The organism is Campylobacter sp. CH186 (assembly GCF_004378925.1).
Classification (GTDB): Bacteria; Campylobacterota; Campylobacteria; order Campylobacterales; family Campylobacteraceae; genus Campylobacter_D; species Campylobacter_D jejuni.
This window is the reverse complement of the sequence record NZ_RYYB01000002.1, coordinates 15,993-34,197: the sequence shown is the minus strand read 5'-3', so window position 1 is coordinate 34,197 and position 18,205 is coordinate 15,993. Positions and strand designations below refer to the sequence as shown.

The following is an 18,205-nucleotide window of genomic DNA, read 5'->3' as shown; positions in this document are numbered from 1 at the left end:
CTCACTTTAACATTTTTTCTATAGGCAGAACCAAAATCGAACTCGCACCTTCTTCTTTTAAAGCCTCCATGGTTTCCCAAAAAAGATTTTCTTTACTTACCATATGTAAAGCTACATTTTTTTCATCGTGTGCTAAAGGTAAGATGGTTGGTCTTTCAACTCCTGGAAGTAGGGCTTGAATTTTATCAAGCTTTTGTTTTGGAGCATGAAGCATAATGTATTTAGATTCTCTTGCTTGCATTACTCCTGCTACACGCAACATAATTTTATCCACTAAGGCTTGTTTTTCTTTACTTAAAGCATTTTCTTTTTGAATCAAACAAGCACGAGATTCATAAATGACTTTAACTTCTTTAAGATTGTTTGCTTGTAAAGTTGCCCCGCTTGAAACAAGATCGCAAATCGCATCGGCTAAATTTGCCCTAGGGGCTACTTCAACAGAACCTGTAAGCATACAATTTTTATAATTAATTCCATTTTCTTTCATAAAACGCTTTAAAAGTTGTGGATAAGAAGTAGCTATCCTTAAGCCTTCAAAATCTTTCAAATTTTGAAATTTATTTTCTTGAGGCAAGGCAAGAGAAAGACGGCAATATCCAAAATCTAGCTTTTTTAAAAGCTTATAGCTTGGATTTTCTCCTAAAGACTGGCGTTCAAGTTCATTTTCTTCTAAAACATTTTCCCCTATAATGCCTAAATCTACAACACCATCAAAAATAAGCCCTGGAATATCATCATCTCTAACGCGTAAAATATCTATGGGTAAATTTGTAGAAAAAGCGATCAAACTTTGTTCATGGATATGTATTTTAACACCACATTCTGAAAGAAGCTCTATGGATTCTTTTGAAAGTCTGCCTGATTTTTGTATCGCAATGCGTAAACGAGTGTTTTCTTGCATAACATATCCTTGAAATTAAAAATTAAAAACTTATATTAGCATAAGTAGTTGAATTTTTAGCAAGGGTTTTGAAAAATAAATAAATTTAATTTTATTTAAAATAATTATTTAAAACTTTTTATTTTTAGGATATTTAATTGAAGTATTAATCCTAGCAAAAGCTAGGATTTGATTAAGCTACAAATTCGATGAAAGCCATTTCAGCAGCATCACCACGGCGAATTCTTGTTTTGATGATTCTTGTATATCCACCATTGCGATCTTTGAATTTTGGAGCAATTTCAGTTACTAATTTATTAGTAGCGTTTTTATCTTGTAATGAAGCAAAAACTGCTCTATGAGCGTTAAAATCTCCAAGTCTTGCTCTAGTAATCAATCTTTCTACATAGCCTCTTAATTCTTTAGCTTTTGGTAGAGTAGTTTCGATTTTTCCGCTATTTACTAAAGCTATAGTTAAATTTTTTAATAAGGCAGCACGATGAGATGAAGTTCTGCCAAGTTTTCTATATCCATGTTTATGTCTCATTCTTTATCCTTCGTTTTGTGCTTTTAATTCTGCGATTTTATTTTTAAGTATTTCTTTATTATCGCTAAGCTTAGAAGTTCCCACAGGAAAACCTATGCTTTCCATGATGTTTTTAATTTCATCAAGAGATTTTTTACCTAAATTCTTAAGCCCTGCAAGTTCACTTACACTCATCAAAGCAAGCTCGCCTATGTAAACTACTCCTGCTTTTTCAAGACAATTATAACTTCTAGCACTTAAATTTAAATCTGTAATGTTTTGCAATAATTTAGTATTTTCTAACTCATTGCTTGTTGCTTGATTTTTAATTACACTTCTAACATTGGTAATTTTATCAAATACTGATAATTGTTTATACATAGCTTCTAGAGCATTTTGAAAAGCTTCATTTGGAGTGATTTGTCCATCAGTTGTTACGGTTAAAACCACTTTTTCATAATCAGGATTATCTTCAAATAAAACTTTTTCAATATCATAGGTTGCTTCTCTTACAGGTGTAAAGAAAGCATCTAAAGCTATAAATTTAGGATCATTTATAAGCTCTTTAATTTCTTCGCTTGGTACATAGCCAATACCTTTTTCAACGATCAATGTGAATTTGAGTTCAGCATCTTCGTTGATTGTTGCTAGATAGGCGTCTTTATTTACTACTTCTACTTGATCATTATTTAGATCTTTGCCGTAAATTTCTTTTGAGCCTTTAAAGCTAAATTCTACTATTTCTTTATTTGATTCGCCTTTAATTTTAAAGCGTAGTTTTTTTAGATTAATGATAAAAAGTGCTACATCTTCAAGCATACCACGCATGCTATCAAATTCATGAGCTACGCCATCAATATGGATCGCAGTTGGAGCATATCCTATGGTGCTAGTGTAAAGCAAACGGCGTAAAGGATGGGCTAGGGTGATTCCATAGCCGATTTCAAAAGGCCAAGCACTGATTTTAGCCACAGTATCACTAATGTTTTCTATTGTAAATTCTGTTGGCGTATAAGCAGATGTTGTAATATTTCTCATATTTAGCCCCTATTACTTAGAGTAAAGCTCAACGATAAATCTTTCCTCAACCGGAATGACAACTTCTTCTCTTTCAGGTTTTCTTGTGAAAATTCCAAATCTCTTATCTTTTTCAACATCAACCCAAGCAACGATTCCAGTTTGTGCTGTAAGTTCGATAGCTCTTGTTATTTGAGGATTGTTTTTGCTTTTTTCGATGATTTCGATTTTAGCACCTGCTTCTACTCTAAAGCTAGGAATATCCACTCTTTTACCATTTACTAAAACATGTCCATGTGTTACAAGTTGTCTTGCAAAACGACGTGTTGTAGCAAAACCCATTCTATATACCACATTATCTAATCTTTGTTCTAAAAGTTGAATAAGTAATACCCCTGTATTTCCTTCTCTTCTTGCTGCTTCAGCAAATAAGCGACGGAATTGCTTTTCGCTTACTCCATACATAAATTTAGCTTTTTGTTTTTCTCTTAATTGAAGTCCATACTCACTAATTTTACCTTTCCTTGCTCCGTGTTGTCCTGGTGCATAAGGGCGTTTATCTAGCGCACTTTTGCCAGCTAGCCTTCTTTCCCCTTTTAATGCTAAGCTAACACCAAAGCGTCTTTCTAATTTTTCTACTGGTCCTCTATATCTTGCCATAATATTCTCCTAAATTTTTCTTATATCTTAGACACGACGACGCTTAGGCGGTCTGCAACCATTGTGAGCTAATGGAGTGATATCTTTTAAGAAAGTTACTTTAATTCCTTCCATAGCACCTACACTCTTAACAGCAGTTTCTCTACCGCTTCCTGGTCCTTGTACTTTAATGCCTACTTCTTTAATTCCGTGTTCTTTTGCTTTATTTAAAGCGTCTTCTACTGCTTGTTGTGCCGCATAAGGAGTTGATTTTTTAGAACCTTTAAATCCTAAACCACCTGCACTACTCCAAGCGATAGCATTTCCCATTTCATCAGTTACTGTAACCATAGTATTGTTAAAAGTCGCACTGATATAAACAATACCTTTTGCTATATTTTTTTTAACTACTTTTTTCTTTACGATTTTTCTTTTTGCCATGATTTATCCTTATGATTTTGCACCAACAGTTTTTCTCTTACCTTTTCTAGTTCTTGCGTTTGTTTTTGTTTTTTGTCCGCGAACTGGTAAGCCTTTTCTGTGTCTTAAGCCTCTAAAGCTTCCTAAATCCATAAGTGCTTTAATATCCATAGCAACTTGTTTTCTCAAGTCCCCTTCAACCATATAGTTTTCTTGAATTTCTTTACGGATAGCTGCTGCTTCATCTTCACTTAACTCATGAACTCTTTTATCATAAGAAATTCCTACTTTATCTAGAATTTTTCTTGAAGTGAAAAGTCCTATACCATAAATATAGGTTAGTCCATACTCAATTCTTTTTTTCTTTGGTAAATCCACACCTGCAATACGAGCCATGTTTATCCTTGTCTTTGTTTATGTTTTGGATTTTCGCAAATAATGCGAACCACGCCTTTACGGCGAACTACTTTGCACTTGTCGCACATCTTTTTAACCGATGGTCTCACTTTCATGAGCGTCTCCTTGAATGAATTCCACTTGATTTACGACTACATCAGGTTTTATGAATAACCAACTATTTTCAAAATAAGTGGTGGATTTTAAAAATACTTCTTCATATAGTTCGATGTAATTTGTCGCAAAAACTCTAATTTTATCTAAAATTAGCTTTTAAATAACTTAGATTATTTATATCTAAAAGTTATACGCCCTTTATCAAGGCTATAAGGTGTAAGTTCTACTTTTACTTTATCACCTGGCATTATTCTTATATAATGCATACGCATTTTTCCTGCAATATGACATAAAATTACATGTTTGTTGTCAAGTTCAACCTTGAAATTTGCATTAGGCAATGCTTCAAGTACGGTGCCATCAATTTCGATTACATCATCTTTTGCCAAAATTTTCTCCTTTCATGAAATAAAAAGGCTATAATTTTAGCAAAAATTATTAAAATTTTTACTTAATTTTTAGTAATTTTTAAGTAATTAATCTAAAAATTTAGGCTCAATAAAAGGCACATGAGTCCCTATAACTTTGAGTTTTCTTTCTTTAAATTCTTTAAGTAGTTTTTCCCTTGTTTGTATAGCCTCATTTTGATCTATATCAAATTTTATAGCGATTTTAGGTTTTGGGATTTGTATATCATAAAGATGAAGTAAATCTCCCCAAAAGACTATTTTATCATCAATTATGATAGCATTTTGACCTGGGGTATGTCCATAAGCAGGTATGGCTTTAATGCCTGAATTTTGAAAGATCAAATCTTTAGAGTGGTTAATAAATTCTATATTTTTAAGTTTAAGCAAGGTGTTTTTAATTTCTTGTCTATCGCTTTTGATCCAAAAATCATATTCTTTTTTATCGATTAAAATTTGAGCTTTTGGAAAAAGATTTTCTTCGCTCATTAAAGCTCCTATATGATCAGGATGCGCGTGTGTTAAGATAATATGAGTGATATCTTTGAAATCGGTTTTGTGGGTATGCAATTTTTCTTTTAATGTGTCAATAGTATCTAAAAACCCTGCGTCTATTAAAGCATTAAAATTTGGATTTTTTATCAGAGCAATATTATGCTCATTTCTTTTGATTTTTGTGCGAGTTTTTCCTATAAAATTCTTATCTTCATCGCTTTGTGGCACTAAAAAAGAAAATAATAAATTTAAAAATTCATCATCAGATTGTTTAAGTGAGATTATATGGGTTTGATTTGAACTTTTGCTTGTGGTTTTTTCTTCTAAAAAATAAAGATTGGTTTTTAAAAGAGTGGTTATAAAATTAAACATATTTATCCTTAAATTTTTTAGATAAATATTTTGGAAATGATTATAGTATAATAAAAACAATGTTTTTAAAATTTAAGGTAATTAATCAATGAAAAAATCAAAATTTGGAACAAAGGAAATTAAGATCTTAGGACTTTCTTCGCTAGGAGGAACTTTAGAATTTTATGATTTTATTATTTTTGTATTTTTTGCTGAATATATAGCCAATGTATTTTTTCCTAAAGATATGAGTGAATTTTGGGCTTTATTAAATACTTATGGAGCATTTGCAGCTGGATATTTAGCACGTCCTTTAGGTGGTATAGTTATGGCACATTTTGGAGATAAATTTGGGCGTAAAAATATGTTTATGCTAAGTATTTTACTAATGGTTCTTCCTACCTTTGTCTTAACTTTTATTCCAGGTTATGAAACTCTTGGGTTTTTAGCTCCTGTTTTATTGATACTTATAAGAATTTTTCAAGGCATAGCTATAGGTGGAGAATTGCCTGGAGCTTGGGTTTTTGTAAGAGAACATTGTCAAGAAAAACAAAAAGCTTTCTTTTTAAGCTGTTTAAATTCAGCTATGGCTTTAGGAATTTTGTTAGGAAGTATAGTATTTTTAATCATTAATGCTTTTTTTAGTATAGAAGAAATTGCTGCTTATGCATGGCGTATTGCTTTTTTTGTAGGTGGAATTTTTGGGATTATTTCTATTTATTTGCGTAGATTTTTGCAAGAAACTCCTGTTTTTAAACAAATGAAAAAAGAATCATCACTTAGTTCTTTTCCACTTAGAGATTTATTTAAAGAAAAGGATATTGTAAAAAATTTATTTTCATCAATGATGATGACTTGGGTTTTAACAGGTTGTGTTATTGTGCTTGTTTTATTGATGCCTAAATTTATGCCTAGTATTTTAAATTTAAGTGGGGTTGAAGGAAGTTATTTACAGATATTAGGAATTTTGGGAATAGCTTTAGGCGGGGCTTTTATGGGTTATCTTGTAGATAAATTTGGTTTATTTAAAATTTGCATTTTCTTTTCTTTAACTTTTGTATTTTTTTCTTTTTTATATTTTTATACTTTATATGAGCTTAAAAATTTGGTTTTGGTGTGTATTTTGTATTCGATTGTTTGTTTTTTAGGTGGGATTAATGTGTTTGCGCCTATTTTAATGAGTGAAGTTTTTAGAGCTAAAATAAGATTTTCAGGAATTTCTTTTTCTTATAATATTGCTTATGCAATTTCAGGCAGTATTACTCCGCAACTCGTTTTTTGGCTTAATACACTTGCGAGTAAAAATGAAAATCCATTTTTATATGGTATGAGTATATATATGATTTTTTTAGCGTTATTGGCTATTTGTGCTGTTTTTATAGTAAAAGATAAAATAAAATTTTGATAATCACTCTTAAAATGTTATAATTAAAATTATATTTTGGAGTTTATAAATGCCTTTTATTATGGAATTACTTAAGCAAAATAAATTAAAGTTGATTTCTTTTTTGCTTTTTTCTTTTATTACAAGTGCTGTTGGAGTTTTAACTCTTGTTTTTATCAATGATTATTTGCTTAAAAATGCACAAAACATTCCTATTTTTTATTTTATTGTTTTGCTTTTGATATTTTTTATAAGTTCTACCATAGTTGAACTTGGACTTAGTATTTTTGGACAAAATTTTATTTTTAAAATGCAAAGGCGCGTAGTAAAGCAGATCTTAGACACCCCTTTGTTAAGAGTGGCTAAAGTAGGTAAGGCTAGAATTTTAGCTTCTTTGGGAAGTGATGTGAGAAATATATCTTTTGGGCTTTTAAGATTGCCTGATTTTTTACAATCAAGTATATTGATTTTATGCACTAGTGTTTATTTATGTTATCTTTCACCACAAATTTTTGCTTTGTGTGTGATATGGATTATGGTTATTTTTATTACTAATAATTTTTTGATGATGAAAGTATATCAGTATTTTCGAAAGGCAAGGGAAAATGACGATGCTTTGCAAAATAATTACCAAAATATATTAGATGGACATAAAGAACTTTTGATCAATCGTGACAGAGCCAAGCTTTACTATGAAGATGAATTTGAAAATAATGCAAGATTGAAAAAGAAAAATAGTACTTTAGGCAATCTTTTTAACAATCTCTCAAACAACTGGACAAATGTAACTCTTTTGGCTTTAGTGGGTGTAGAGTTTTACTTAGCTTTAAAATTTGAATGGGCAAGTGTTGCAGATGCTACAACTATAGCTCTTTCTATTTTGTTTTTACGAACCCCTTTAGTATCTATGATAGGATCTTTTCCTACTTTGCTTTTGGCAAAAATCGCTTTAGATAAGATCGCAAAATTGGAATTAGATGATTATATAGAAGGTTTTAAAAAAACACATTATATTAGTGAATGGAAAAAAATTTCTTTTAGAAATACTCAATTTGCTTATGAAGAAAATTTTCACTTAAATCCTGTAAATATAGAACTTAAAAAAGGTGAATTGGTATTTTTAATAGGTAAAAATGGAAGTGGTAAATCCACTTTTTGTATGCTTTTGACAGGACTTTTTAAGCCAAGCAAAGGCGGAATTTATGTTGATGATACGCTTATAGATGATAAAAAGTTAGATGAGTATAGATCTCTTATTTCTGCCGTTTTTAGCGATTTTCATCTTTTTACTAAAACCTTAAATAAAGAAAATTTTGCAAGCGAAGAAAAAATTGCTTTTTGGTTGGAGTTTTTAGAACTTAAAGATAAAACAAGTGTTAAAGATAATGAACTGACCTTAACCAAACTTTCTACAGGGCAAAAAAAGCGTTTAGCTATGCTTATAGCCTTGCTTGAAGAAAGGGATATTTTAGTGCTTGATGAATGGGCGGCTGATCAAGATCCTGTTTTTAGAAGATTTTTTTATAAAAAACTTTTACCTTTGCTAAAAGAGCAAGGTAAAACAATCTTTGCTATCACACATGATGATGCATATTTTGATAGTGCTGATAGAATTTTCTTGGCTCAAAATGGTGAAATCAGCGAATTAAAGGGTGAGAATATAAAGGAATTAGCTAAAAATTTAGTAGAAAAATTTGATTAAAGCCCAAAATGGGCTTGTATTATTTATCATAGAGCTTTTTTTCTATATCGATATAAAATTCAGCAATTTTTTCATAAGCAACTTCCCAAGCTTTAAGAGTGGCTTCATCAGGATTTAAAAGATTTTTAATAGCCTTTAAAAGGCAGGCTCCAACTATAGGATAATGCTCTTCTTTAACCCCTAAATTAACATGAGTTATGGCAACTTTATCAACAAAGCTTCTCATATTTTCTAAATTTTCTATATTTTTAGCTGCCATTAAAATCGCCATCGCTAAAGCTTTTGGTTGTTCTCCTGAAATTTGTTTTTCCATATTAAACATAGGTTTTACCTCAGGATAATCATTAAACATTATTTTATAAAACTCATTAGTTAAATCCTCTCCATTTTTTTGCAAAATAGGCACACAATCTTTGATGATTTGAATTTGTTCTTTTGTCATAATTTCTCCTTTTTAATGTAAAAGAGATATTTTATATCTTAAAAAGGAGAAAAAAATTGACTTGTGTTAAAATTTTGTATTTAGTTGATTGAAAAAGTCTTGCATTAACATTGTTAATGCTTTATAAAAATGTGTTTTAGCTTTATTGATAACATCAAAACTCCACATATTAAACCAAGTAAAAAATTCTTCTTTTAAGAATTTTTGCAAAGTTATATCATCTTGTTTTTTGATTAAAAAACTAATAAATAATAATTCATTTATCAAGCTATCTGCAGGTTCTTCATTAAAAAAAGAAAAAAAGTTATTTTGCGCAAAAATTTGCTTAACTTTATCAGAATTATCTGAATAAATTTCTTTATTTTCATCAAGATAAAAAGAAGCAAAAGGCGGTGCTTTTACATAATCAACATCGCTTAAAAACAAAGATGTAAAATCACTTGCTATTAATTTATCATCTTCGTTTGAAGATGATAAAAGCTTTAAAGCGGTGCATTGTAATTTGCTATTATTTTTTAAAAACCAATTTTGCCAGAATTCTTCTTTTTTAAGTTTTTCTAGCAAAAAATGATTAGGTGGATTTTGCAAAAAATTGATAAATATATCTATTGCCAATTTTTGCATCAAGAATGTCCCAACATGATTTGAGTACTTATAAGTCCATAAAATAGCATTCTAGTGGTAAACACCCCTAAAAATGCACAAAGTAGGGCAAAATAAGCAAAAAATTTACTTTTAAATTTTTCATGTAAATAATTATGCAAATACCAAGTAACAATCCCAAGTCCTAAGAATACAAAAGAAAGCGATATAAACCAATCATAGGTTCCACCTAAAAGTTCAAAAGGGTTTACAAGCCCCATAATCCAAGTTTGTCCTACATGTAGGGTTTGTAAAACTATAGCAGTGCTTAAAAGCCCTATGCCTATAAGTCCTGTAAAAAATGACATTTTTCTTTCATGTTCGCTATTTTCAAAAAAACAATAATAAACAATAGCACTTAAAAATATAGCACTAGCAAAAAAATAAAGCAAAGTGATCTTAAAATCCCAAGTAGGTACACTTTCTTGCATGGAACCATAAGCTCCACTCATAAAGAAAAGTCCTAAAATTCCACATATTAGCGTAAGATAAAACACCCAATTTGAAGTTTTTAGATAAAGCAAAAAGCCCAAAGCGCATACAAGAGATACAAATAAAATTTCATTATTCATCCAGCCTATATGCCACTCATTGTTTGCATAAAAAACACCCATTCTATTTAATACATTAAAAATATGTGTAATATCATTTAAATGAAAAAATGAAGGGATAAAAGCAACCATCATTGCAATTCCTAAGGCTAATCCAAAAGACTTTAAATTTGCATAATTTTTGTAACCATTTATAAATGCAGGTGCATAAACCAAACTAAGTCCAATTACAGCTTGTGCTAAAATAGTAAATAATACCAAAGACATTTCGCTTAAAATGTGATTAAATGATGTCATTTTTAACTCCTTGGTAGTTTTGAGGTAGATGAAAAATCGCACTTTTATTACCTGAAGGCAAACTATGTTTTTCAGGCACTATACATAAATTTGGATGCGTGATAGAAGCGTCAGGTAAAGGTGTGATAGAGGCTAAATTTCCATGTTCTTCTCTCAGTTTTGTTATATCTCCTGCTTTTAATGCTCTAAAAGGACAAGAGTCCACGCAAATTGGATTTTTACCTTCTTTTAATCTCTCATAACACCCATCGCATTTGCTCATATGACCACTTTCATGGTTAAATTGAGGTGCGCCATAAGGACATGCCGTAGCACAAGCTTTGCAGCCTATACACATACTATCATCGATTGCTACTATTCCCCATTTTATTTTCATTGTTGCACCGGTTGGACAAGCTTTAAGACAAGATGGATTAGAACAATGATTGCAAGAAATAGAAGTGTAGTAAGCAAAAACACTTTGCTCAAAACTTCCATCTTCTTTACAGGTCCAATTTCCCCCTTCAGTCTCAAACACACGGCGAAAATTAACCCCCACAGGCATGTTTTTATAATCCTTGCAAGAAAGTGAGCAAGTCCTACAGCCTACGCATTTGCTTTGATCTAGCATAAAACCAAATTGTGAATTTTCTTCTAATTTCATCTTTTTCTCCTTAAACTTTTGCAATTTCAACTAAAATAGAATGTTGTCCATTTCCTTTAGAAATAGCAGTTGGCACTATACTTGCCAAAGAATTCACACAAGTTCCCACATCGATACCATTTTCATATTTTGCCCATGCACCTTGTGGGGTTACTGCACAATCTGGTATGATTTTTGGAGTAACTTTTGCTATGCCTTGTATGATTCCTAAGTCATTTCTTACTTGCACCACATCGCCCGTTTTGATACTTCTTTGCTCTGCATCTATGGTATTTATCCAAATTTCTTGTGGATTAGCTTCTCTAATTTGTGGAATTTCCCAAAAGCTAGAATGCGTTCTACCTTTGTAGTGATAGCCAAAAAATTGCAAAGGATACTTTTGTTTTAATGGATCCAAAATCCCTTCTCTTTGGCTTTCAAAAACAGGAATAGGCACTATTTGTTGTCCTTCTTTTAATTTCCAAGTTTTTTGCATTTGTGCGAGTTTTGTGCTATAAATTTCTATCTTTCCGCTAGGAGTTTTTAAAGGATTATTGATAGGATCTTTTATAAAACTTTGTAATGCCACTACAGGTTTTACAGGCTCAAATTTTACAAGTCCTTTTTCGCACATTTCTTCAAAACTAGGCAAAAGTGGATTTTTTTCATACTTTCTTCATAAAGGTATTTTAGCCAATCTTTTTGTGTTCTTCCTTCGCTAAATTCTTTTTCTATGCCAAGTCTTTTAGCAAGTTCAAGACACATTTCATAAATAGGTTTTGCTTCACCAACTGGCTCGATAGCTTTTTGACAATAAATAATATAAGGCTTATTGCTATAATATCCTGCGCTAGGTCTTATAAAATCTTCTTGCTCTAGCATAGTTGCATCAGGTAAGATATAATCTGCGTAGTTATTTGATGGAGTTCTAGTTACATTAACATCTATTATACACTCACACAAATTCTCATCGCTTAAAATATCATACACTTCTTTAATTGTGCTGTGCTGATTTGTAAGACAATTTCCTGCTGTATTAAAAATAAATTTGATATTTTGTTTTAATTGTGTTGTGCCACGCACCCCATCGCTAATATCTGTCATTTCTTTTCCGCGATAAATAGCGTCTGTGAATAAAAAACAAGGAATAGAATCTTTTATTGGATTTTTAAAAGGCATACCCATTATATCATATGTTTTACTTGACCCTGTTCGAAATCCTGTATTTGTGCCTTCTATGCCAATATTTCCTGTAATACAAGCTAGAGTTGCTATCGCCCTTGCATTTTGTTCTCCATTTGGATGTCTTTGCACTCCCCAACCTTGTTCTATAAAACAAGGCTTTATGGTGGCAATTTCTCTTGCAAGTTGAACTATGCGGCGTGCTGGAATTTTTGTAATCTTGCTAGCCCAATCAGGAGTTTTTTCTACTCCATCGTTTAGTCCTAAAACATAGCTTTCATAGCTTGAGTTTTTGGCTGCATCTTGTGGCAGAGTATTTTCGCTAAAGCCTATGGTGTATTTATCAAGAAAAGTTCTATCAAGTAAATCTTCTTTTATCATCACATAAGTTAGTGCAGCAATCAAAGCTGCATTGGTTCCTGGTGCTATAGGTATCCACTCATCGCAATGCCCTATCATAGAATCATTGTATCTTGGGTCAATGTGAATTATTTTACATCCACTTTCTTCTAAGGCTTTTTGATAAGCATAGCCTACTCCACCACCTCCCATTCTAGTTTCAACATGATTTGCTCCAAAAAATATAGCTAATTTTGCAGAGCGTAAAGTGTATATATCGCTAGCAGGAGATCCACTATAGAAAAAATTCATAGCATTTGAAATTTGAGCCGTAGAATAAGAATTATGATAATTTAATAACCACCATAAAGACTTAAAAGTCTAGCCCATGGACCTTGTGTACAGCGATTGATTATTGTTCCTGTTGTTCCTGTTGCATAATTTATATAAAAGGCTTCATTGCTGTATTTTTCTTTAATTTCTTGCATTTTGGCAGAAATTTCATCAAAAGCTTGTTCCCAAGAAATAGGCATAAATTTACCTTCGCCTCTTTTTCCCACTCTTTTTAATGGTCTTTTTAAGCGATTTGCATTGTAAACTTTATATCTTGAGCTTCTACCTCTAATACAGGCTCTTGCTTGACGATTATCAAAGCTATCATCACCTTCATTATCAGTACTGACATATTTAATAATTCCATCTTGAGTATGCACTTTTACAGGACATTTTGTTCCGCAATTTACATTACATCCAGCCCATTTGCTGATCAATGGTGGAGTTTTTAATAAATTTGCACTTAGACTTATAGGACTTAAGGTTAAGCCGCCAAACAAAGAACTCCATTTTAAAAAATCTCTACGATTTTGTTCCATGTTATCTCCTTACATTTATGTGACAAAAGTAATTGCGATTATAATACAAATAATAATTTTATTCAATTAAAATTAAGACTTTAAAACTCCTAAATATAGGCTTTATAATGGATTTTTCGTTTATGAATTTAACTTCAAAAAAATAAAAATTTGAATAATATAATGATAAAAATTTATTAAAATAGTATTTAAATATAAATTTATAACTAAAATATAACTTTATCCCCCGTATAGGCTTGCGAGTTGAGTTTTTTTGTTTTATAATTTTGTGCGTTATTAAAATAAAAAGGTTTTTTATGTTGAGATTTTTAATTTTTGTATTGTTACTTTTTGTAAATTTAGAAGCAAAAATCCCAAAAGATACACTTATTGTAGCGGTTGAAAATGAAATCGCAAGGATAAATCCTGCTTATAGCGAGGATCACGATGCAGTGATTAATCTTGTATTTTCAGGGCTTACGCGTTTTGATGAAAATATGAGTTTAAAGCCTGATTTGGCTAAGTCTTGGGATGTTAGTAAAGATGGACTTGTTTATGATATTTTTTTAAGAGATGATGTTTTATGGCATGATGGAGTCAAATTTAGCGCTGATGATGTGAAATTTAGCATAGAAGCCTTTAAAAATCCTAAAAATAATTCTTCTGTTTATGTCAATTTTGAAGACATTAAAAGTGTGGAAATTTTAAATCCTTCTCATGTAAAAATCACACTTTTTAAACCTTATCCTGCATTTTTAGATGCTTTAAGTATAGGAATGCTTCCTAAACATTTGCTTGAAAATGAGAATTTAAACACAAGCTCTTTTAATCAAAATCCTATAGGTACAGGTCCTTATAAATTTGTAAAATGGAAAAAAGGTGAATATGTTGAATTTAAAGCCAATGAACATTTTTATCTTGATAAGGTAAAAACTCCAAGACTTATTATAAAACACATTTTTGATCCTTCTATAGCTAGTGCCCAGCTTAAAAATGGCAAGATAGACGCAGCTTTAATCGATGTTTCTTTGCTAAATATTTTTAAAAATGATGAAAATTTTGGAATTTTGCGTGAAAAATCAGCTGATTATAGGGCTTTAATGTTTAATTTTGATAATGAATTTTTGAAAGATTTAAAAGTAAGACAAGCTTTAAATTACGCAGTTGATAAAGAAAGTATAGTAAAAAATCTTTTACATGATTATGCTTTTGTAGCCAATCACCCTTTAGAGCGTTCTTGGGCAAATTCTAAGAATTTTAAAATTTACAAATATGATCCTAAAAAAGCCGAGGACTTGCTTGTAAGTGCAGGTTTTAAGAAAAATAAAGATGGAAATTTTGAAAAAGATGGGAAAATTTTAGAATTTGAAATTTGGGCGATGAGTAATGATCCTTTAAGGGTAAGTTTAGCTGGAATTTTGCAAAGCGAATTTAGAAAAATAGGAGTTGTAAGCAAGGTGGTGGCTAAACCTGCTGGAAGTTTTGATTATTCTAAAGTAGATAGTTTTTTAATAGGCTGGGGAAGTCCTTTAGATCCTGATTTTCACACTTTTAGGGTATTTAAAAGTTCGCAAGATAGTGCTTTAAATGATGAGGGTTGGAATTTTGGACATTATCATGATAAAAAAGTGGATATAGCCTTGCAAAAAGCAAGAAATACTTCAAATTTAGAAGAGAGAAAAAAATATTATAAAGATTTTATAGATGCTTTGTATAAAAATCCTCCTTTTATTTTTTTAGCTTATCTTGATTTTGCTTTGGTTTATAATAAAGATTTAAAAGGTATCAAAACAAGGATTTTAGGTCATCACGGAGTGGGTTTTACTTGGAATGTTTATGAGTGGAGTAAATAGTGCTAAAACGCTTAGTCTTTAGTATTGTCGTAGCATTTTTTAGCACTTTTTTATGTTTTGTTTTACTTTATTTTAGTAAAGGCAGTATAGCTTATGCTAATGGAGTTAATTCACAAAGTAAAGAATTTGTTCAAAGAATAGAACAAAATTTAGGGCTTAATAAGCCTTTGCTAGAGCAGTATAAAATTTGGCTTTTTAAGGCTTTAAAAGGAGATTTAGGGGTTTCTTTTTTAAGTGGAGAAAGTGTTTTAAAGCTTATAAAAGAAAGAATTTTTAATACTTTTATTTTGGGTTTTAGTGCCTTAATGCTTTTATTTTTACTCAGTGTTTTTTTGGCACTTTTGGGATATTATTATAAAGAAAGTTTTATAGATAAAATCATCACTTTTTTAGCTTTTAATTTTTTTGCTTTACCTCCTTTTGTTTTGGCTTTATTGTTTGTTTTGATTTTTGGAATTTTTTGGAAAATTTTACCTGTTATGGGAAGTAGTGATATAGGCTTTGAAGATGATTTTTTAAATCGTTTAGAGCATTTGATTTTACCTGTTTTGGTACTCGTTTTATCACATTTGGCGTTATTTTTAAGGATTGCTAGAAATTTTATCAATGAAAGTTTTTCTCAAATTTTTATTCAAAATTTATACGCTAGGGCTTTAAGGGAGAAAGATATTTATTTTTTAGTTTTGAAATATTCTTTAAGCCCTATTGTGGCTTATTTTGGGGGAAGTGCTTTAAGTTTTATGATGGGAACTTATGTGGTAGAAAGTGTCTTTGCTTACGAGGGACTTGGGTCTTTACTTTTTAAAAGTATTATTTTTAAAGATTATCCTGTTGTACTTGCGCTTATATTTTTTAGTGTTTTACTTGCAGCATTTTTTACATTTTTAAGTGATATTGTAGCTAGGATTTTAAATCCTAGATTAAGAAGGCTTGATTTTGTTTAAATTTCTTATCATTCTTGTGCCTTTAATTTTTTTGTTTTTATGCGCCTTGTTTGCACCTTTTTTGGCTCCTTTTGATATTTTAAGTACTCATTTAGAAAATTTGCATCAAGCTCCTAATTTTACTTATATTTTAGGGACTGATTTTTTAGGCAGGGATTTGTTTTCTCGTTTGCTTTTTGCTTTGAGAAATTCTTTGCTTATAGGTGTTGGTGGATCTTTATTGTCTATTATCTTTGCTTTGTGTTATTTGTTTTTAGCGCGATGTTTTTTTTATGTTTTTTGGATGCGTATTTTAGAGTTTTTTTTAGCCTTGCCTGCTTTTTTACTTATGATGTTTTTTCAAAGTATGATAACTTCTGATGTGTTTTTGATGATTTTTTTAATCGCTTTAATTCATTGGTGTTTCATAGCAAGAATTATAGAAAGTGAATTAAAAAGACTTGAAAATTTAGATTTTTACAAAGTAAATATAGTGCTTGGAAGAACTAAATTTAGAGCTTTTTTTAAAGATTTAATACCTGCTTTAAAAACACTGATTTTTACACTTTTTATATTTAATATCGTTCATGCTATAGCCACAGAAGCTACTTTGAGTTTTTTTGGACTGGGTTTAGGATTTGAAATTCCAACTTTAGGTACTCTTTTGAGTGAGTCTTCAAAAGCAGTTTTTATGGGTGCTTGGTGGATGATACTTTTTCCACTTTTAAGCTTGCTTTTGTTGTTTTTACCTCTTTTATGGTTGGGTAATTTTTTACAAAAAATTTGGGGTATAAGATCTTGAAGGTAAGAAATTTAAATATCAGTTTGAAGAATAATTTATTGCTTAAGGATATTAATTTAGATATAAAAACAGGCAAAACTTTAATGATACTAGGACAAAGTGGAGTGGGCAAAAGTTTGTTAGGAAAAGCTTTGGTAAGACTTTTAGATTCTAATTTCACAATAAGTTTTGATGAATTAAGTTTTCATAATTCTTGTATTTTTAATTTTAACAAAGAAGAACTTAGAGATTTTCGTTCTAATGTAGCACTTGTTTTGCAAGATGCAGAGCTTAGTCTTTATCCTTATTTGGATATTGGAAATTTATGTCATCTTGTTTTAAAAACTCATACAAAATTAAAACAAAAAGAAAGAAAAGATTACGCTTTTTCTTATTTTCAAAAATTAGGATTTGAAAATCTTGATCGTTTGTGGCATTCTTATGCTAATGAATTAAGTTTGGGTATGGCAAGAAGGGTGAGCCTAGCTTTGGCATTATTAAATCAACCCCAAATTTTAATTTGTGATGAAATCACAGCTTCTTTGGATAAAGAAAACGCTTCTAAGATTATATCGATTTTAGAAGAATTAAAAAATAACACAGCCTTAGTTTGCATCACTCATGATTTAAATTTGGTAAATTCTTTAGCAGATGAAATTCTTATGCTAGAAAAAAATAGTTCAAATTTATATAGCTTAGATGAGTTTTTAAGGTATTATAATGCTTAAAGTTTGTAATTTAAGTAAGTTTTATGAGCTTAAAAAGCATTGGTATTTAAAAAAAGAAAGACATATTATTTTTGATAATATCAATTTTTCTTTAAATGAAAATGACAATTTAATAATTTTAGGTAAAAGTGGTGCAGGTAAAAGTACATTAGCTAGAATTCTTTGTTTTTTAGAAGATCCAAGTGAGGGTGAGGTATGGTATGAAAATCTTAACTTACACAAGCTTGATAAAAACAAACAAAGACTTTTAAGAAAGCAAATTCAATATTGCTTTCAAGATCAAAAAATGGCTTTAAACCCTTATAAAAAAATCAAAAATCTCATACAAGATGGTTTGGAAAATTTTAATTTACAAAAGAATGGTGACTTGATTTTAGAATTTTTTGATTTTTTTAGTCTAAAAAAACAAATTTTAGAACAAAAACCCTATGAGTTAAGCGGAGGAGAAGCCACGCGTGTAGGTCTTATCCGTGCTTTGGTTTTAAATCCTAAATTGTTGATTTTAGATGAAATTACTTCAGCGCTTGATATTAAAACTTCTAAAGAAATTTTAACTTTTTTATATGACTATCAGCAAAAAAATAATATTTCTTATATATTTATAACCCATCAAAGTGATCTTTTTTATAAATTTAATCATAAAAAATTAAAACTTTAAAA

At 30.3% G+C, this 18,205-nt stretch carries 23 protein-coding genes; 7 read left to right on the top strand and 16 right to left on the bottom strand.

Annotated elements, in window-relative coordinates; genetic code table 11:
- Position 1: 1 nt before the first annotated feature.
- From hisG to ELQ09_RS02910, 9 genes are all read right to left on the bottom strand, one after another.
- Positions 2-901: an ATP phosphoribosyltransferase gene (gene hisG / locus ELQ09_RS02950; RefSeq protein WP_052949833.1), complete on the bottom strand. Its 900-nt coding sequence runs from the start codon at positions 899-901 to the stop codon at positions 2-4.
- Positions 902-1,073: 172 nt separating this feature from the next.
- On the bottom strand, positions 1,074-1,427 hold the full coding sequence (gene rplQ / locus ELQ09_RS02945; RefSeq protein WP_002851332.1) for a 50S ribosomal protein L17: 354 nt from the start codon (positions 1,425-1,427) through the stop codon (positions 1,074-1,076).
- Positions 1,428-1,430: 3 nt separating this feature from the next.
- Complete coding sequence (locus ELQ09_RS02940; protein WP_002855748.1) at positions 1,431-2,444, bottom strand: DNA-directed RNA polymerase subunit alpha; 1,014 nt, start codon at positions 2,442-2,444, stop codon at positions 1,431-1,433.
- Positions 2,445-2,456: 12 nt separating this feature from the next.
- The gene (gene rpsD / locus ELQ09_RS02935) at positions 2,457-3,083 is read right to left on the bottom strand and encodes a 30S ribosomal protein S4 (RefSeq protein WP_002856574.1); all 627 of its coding nucleotides are present in this window, start codon (positions 3,081-3,083) and stop codon (positions 2,457-2,459) included.
- Positions 3,084-3,110: 27 nt separating this feature from the next.
- Positions 3,111-3,503: a 30S ribosomal protein S11 gene (gene rpsK, locus ELQ09_RS02930; RefSeq protein ID WP_002779544.1), complete on the bottom strand. Its 393-nt coding sequence runs from the start codon at positions 3,501-3,503 to the stop codon at positions 3,111-3,113.
- 9 nt (positions 3,504-3,512) lie between these two features.
- Positions 3,513-3,878 (bottom strand): 30S ribosomal protein S13, encoded by a 366-nt coding sequence (rpsM, locus tag ELQ09_RS02925; protein WP_002800121.1) that lies wholly within the window; start codon positions 3,876-3,878, stop codon positions 3,513-3,515.
- 2 nt (positions 3,879-3,880) lie between these two features.
- Positions 3,881-3,994, bottom strand: coding sequence for a 50S ribosomal protein L36 (rpmJ, locus tag ELQ09_RS02920; protein WP_002781429.1), 114 nt, complete (start codon positions 3,992-3,994; stop codon positions 3,881-3,883).
- A gap of 171 nt (positions 3,995-4,165) precedes the next feature.
- Positions 4,166-4,384, bottom strand: a complete 219-nt coding sequence (gene infA / locus ELQ09_RS02915) for a translation initiation factor IF-1 (RefSeq protein ID WP_002781436.1) — start codon at positions 4,382-4,384, stop codon at positions 4,166-4,168.
- Positions 4,385-4,471: 87 nt separating this feature from the next.
- Positions 4,472-5,269 carry an MBL fold metallo-hydrolase gene (locus ELQ09_RS02910; RefSeq protein WP_134263754.1) on the bottom strand — a complete coding sequence of 266 codons (798 nt, stop codon included), beginning with the start codon at positions 5,267-5,269 and terminating at the stop codon, positions 4,472-4,474.
- A gap of 88 nt (positions 5,270-5,357) precedes the next feature.
- On the opposite strand from ELQ09_RS02910, the gene ELQ09_RS02905 reads away from it, so the two are divergent.
- On the top strand, positions 5,358-6,653 hold the full coding sequence (locus ELQ09_RS02905) for an MFS transporter (RefSeq protein WP_134239917.1): 1,296 nt from the start codon (positions 5,358-5,360) through the stop codon (positions 6,651-6,653).
- 49 nt (positions 6,654-6,702) lie between these two features.
- Entirely contained in the window at positions 6,703-8,334 is a 1,632-nt protein-coding gene (locus tag ELQ09_RS02900; protein ID WP_057042598.1) for a multidrug ABC transporter permease/ATP-binding protein, read from the top strand.
- A gap of 19 nt (positions 8,335-8,353) precedes the next feature.
- On the opposite strand, the gene cgb is transcribed toward ELQ09_RS02900, so the two are convergent.
- The 7 genes from cgb to ELQ09_RS08480 all read right to left on the bottom strand — a co-directional run bounded on the left by cgb (position 8,354) and on the right by ELQ09_RS08480 (position 13,281).
- Entirely contained in the window at positions 8,354-8,776 is a 423-nt protein-coding gene (gene cgb / locus ELQ09_RS02895; protein ID WP_057042597.1) for a single-domain globin Cgb, read from the bottom strand.
- Between the two features lie 66 nt (positions 8,777-8,842).
- Entirely contained in the window at positions 8,843-9,400 is a 558-nt protein-coding gene (locus ELQ09_RS02890) for a molecular chaperone TorD family protein (RefSeq protein WP_002877556.1), read from the bottom strand.
- The gene (locus tag ELQ09_RS02885) at positions 9,400-10,266 is read right to left on the bottom strand and encodes a DmsC/YnfH family molybdoenzyme membrane anchor subunit (RefSeq protein WP_057042596.1); all 867 of its coding nucleotides are present in this window, start codon (positions 10,264-10,266) and stop codon (positions 9,400-9,402) included. Before ELQ09_RS02885 ends, ELQ09_RS02890 begins: the two co-directional genes overlap by 1 nt.
- Complete coding sequence (locus ELQ09_RS02880) at positions 10,253-10,909, bottom strand: DMSO/selenate family reductase complex B subunit (RefSeq protein WP_057042595.1); 657 nt, start codon at positions 10,907-10,909, stop codon at positions 10,253-10,255. The genes ELQ09_RS02885 and ELQ09_RS02880 overlap by 14 nt, the downstream gene beginning before the upstream one ends.
- Positions 10,910-10,919: 10 nt before the next feature.
- On the bottom strand, positions 10,920-11,522 hold the full coding sequence (locus ELQ09_RS08380) for a molybdopterin dinucleotide binding domain-containing protein (protein ID WP_240692699.1): 603 nt from the start codon (positions 11,520-11,522) through the stop codon (positions 10,920-10,922).
- Positions 11,501-12,721, bottom strand: a complete 1,221-nt coding sequence (locus tag ELQ09_RS02875) for a molybdopterin-dependent oxidoreductase (RefSeq protein ID WP_250504749.1) — start codon at positions 12,719-12,721, stop codon at positions 11,501-11,503. The genes ELQ09_RS08380 and ELQ09_RS02875 overlap by 22 nt, the downstream gene beginning before the upstream one ends.
- 41 nt (positions 12,722-12,762) lie before the next feature.
- Positions 12,763-13,281 carry a molybdopterin-dependent oxidoreductase gene (locus ELQ09_RS08480; RefSeq protein WP_250504748.1) on the bottom strand — a complete coding sequence of 173 codons (519 nt, stop codon included), beginning with the start codon at positions 13,279-13,281 and terminating at the stop codon, positions 12,763-12,765.
- Between the two features lie 296 nt (positions 13,282-13,577).
- Between ELQ09_RS08480 and ELQ09_RS02870 the strand changes: the two genes are divergently transcribed.
- Genes ELQ09_RS02870 through ELQ09_RS02850 form a run of 5 tightly spaced genes read left to right on the top strand, consistent with a single transcriptional unit; the run spans position 13,578 to position 18,203 of the window.
- Positions 13,578-15,113: an ABC transporter substrate-binding protein gene (locus ELQ09_RS02870; protein ID WP_134263753.1), complete on the top strand. Its 1,536-nt coding sequence runs from the start codon at positions 13,578-13,580 to the stop codon at positions 15,111-15,113.
- Entirely contained in the window at positions 15,113-16,057 is a 945-nt protein-coding gene (locus tag ELQ09_RS02865) for an ABC transporter permease (RefSeq protein WP_052782885.1), read from the top strand. The genes ELQ09_RS02870 and ELQ09_RS02865 overlap by 1 nt, the downstream gene beginning before the upstream one ends.
- Positions 16,044-16,838 carry an ABC transporter permease gene (locus ELQ09_RS02860; protein ID WP_079742591.1) on the top strand — a complete coding sequence of 265 codons (795 nt, stop codon included), beginning with the start codon at positions 16,044-16,046 and terminating at the stop codon, positions 16,836-16,838. The genes ELQ09_RS02865 and ELQ09_RS02860 overlap by 14 nt, the downstream gene beginning before the upstream one ends.
- On the top strand, positions 16,835-17,545 hold the full coding sequence (locus ELQ09_RS02855; RefSeq protein WP_057042635.1) for an ATP-binding cassette domain-containing protein: 711 nt from the start codon (positions 16,835-16,837) through the stop codon (positions 17,543-17,545). Before ELQ09_RS02860 ends, ELQ09_RS02855 begins: the two co-directional genes overlap by 4 nt.
- On the top strand, positions 17,538-18,203 hold the full coding sequence (locus ELQ09_RS02850) for an ATP-binding cassette domain-containing protein (protein ID WP_057042636.1): 666 nt from the start codon (positions 17,538-17,540) through the stop codon (positions 18,201-18,203). The genes ELQ09_RS02855 and ELQ09_RS02850 overlap by 8 nt, the downstream gene beginning before the upstream one ends.
- Positions 18,204-18,205 lie beyond the last annotated feature (2 nt).

Coding starts and splice junctions, on each gene's coding strand:
- hisG (WP_052949833.1), bottom strand. CDS start 901: ATGCAAGAAAACACTCGTTTACGCATTGCGATACAAAAATCAGGCAGA.
- rplQ (WP_002851332.1), bottom strand. CDS start 1,427: ATGAGACATAAACATGGATATAGAAAACTTGGCAGAACTTCATCTCAT.
- ELQ09_RS02940 (WP_002855748.1), bottom strand. CDS start 2,444: ATGAGAAATATTACAACATCTGCTTATACGCCAACAGAATTTACAATA.
- rpsD (WP_002856574.1), bottom strand. CDS start 3,083: ATGGCAAGATATAGAGGACCAGTAGAAAAATTAGAAAGACGCTTTGGT.
- rpsK (WP_002779544.1), bottom strand. CDS start 3,503: ATGGCAAAAAGAAAAATCGTAAAGAAAAAAGTAGTTAAAAAAAATATA.
- rpsM (WP_002800121.1), bottom strand. CDS start 3,878: ATGGCTCGTATTGCAGGTGTGGATTTACCAAAGAAAAAAAGAATTGAG.
- rpmJ (WP_002781429.1), bottom strand. CDS start 3,994: ATGAAAGTGAGACCATCGGTTAAAAAGATGTGCGACAAGTGCAAAGTA.
- ELQ09_RS02910 (WP_134263754.1), bottom strand. CDS start 5,269: ATGTTTAATTTTATAACCACTCTTTTAAAAACCAATCTTTATTTTTTA.
- ELQ09_RS02905 (WP_134239917.1), top strand. CDS start 5,358: ATGAAAAAATCAAAATTTGGAACAAAGGAAATTAAGATCTTAGGACTT.
- ELQ09_RS02900 (WP_057042598.1), top strand. CDS start 6,703: ATGCCTTTTATTATGGAATTACTTAAGCAAAATAAATTAAAGTTGATT.
- cgb (WP_057042597.1), bottom strand. CDS start 8,776: ATGACAAAAGAACAAATTCAAATCATCAAAGATTGTGTGCCTATTTTG.
- ELQ09_RS02890 (WP_002877556.1), bottom strand. CDS start 9,400: ATGCAAAAATTGGCAATAGATATATTTATCAATTTTTTGCAAAATCCA.
- ELQ09_RS02885 (WP_057042596.1), bottom strand. CDS start 10,266: ATGACATCATTTAATCACATTTTAAGCGAAATGTCTTTGGTATTATTT.
- ELQ09_RS02880 (WP_057042595.1), bottom strand. CDS start 10,909: ATGAAATTAGAAGAAAATTCACAATTTGGTTTTATGCTAGATCAAAGC.
- ELQ09_RS08380 (WP_240692699.1), bottom strand. CDS start 11,522: ATGTGCGAAAAAGGACTTGTAAAATTTGAGCCTGTAAAACCTGTAGTG.
- ELQ09_RS02875 (WP_250504749.1), bottom strand. CDS start 12,721: ATGAATTTTTTCTATAGTGGATCTCCTGCTAGCGATATATACACTTTA.
- ELQ09_RS08480 (WP_250504748.1), bottom strand. CDS start 13,281: ATGGAACAAAATCGTAGAGATTTTTTAAAATGGAGTTCTTTGTTTGGC.
- ELQ09_RS02870 (WP_134263753.1), top strand. CDS start 13,578: ATGTTGAGATTTTTAATTTTTGTATTGTTACTTTTTGTAAATTTAGAA.
- ELQ09_RS02850 (WP_057042636.1), top strand. CDS start 17,538: ATGCTTAAAGTTTGTAATTTAAGTAAGTTTTATGAGCTTAAAAAGCAT.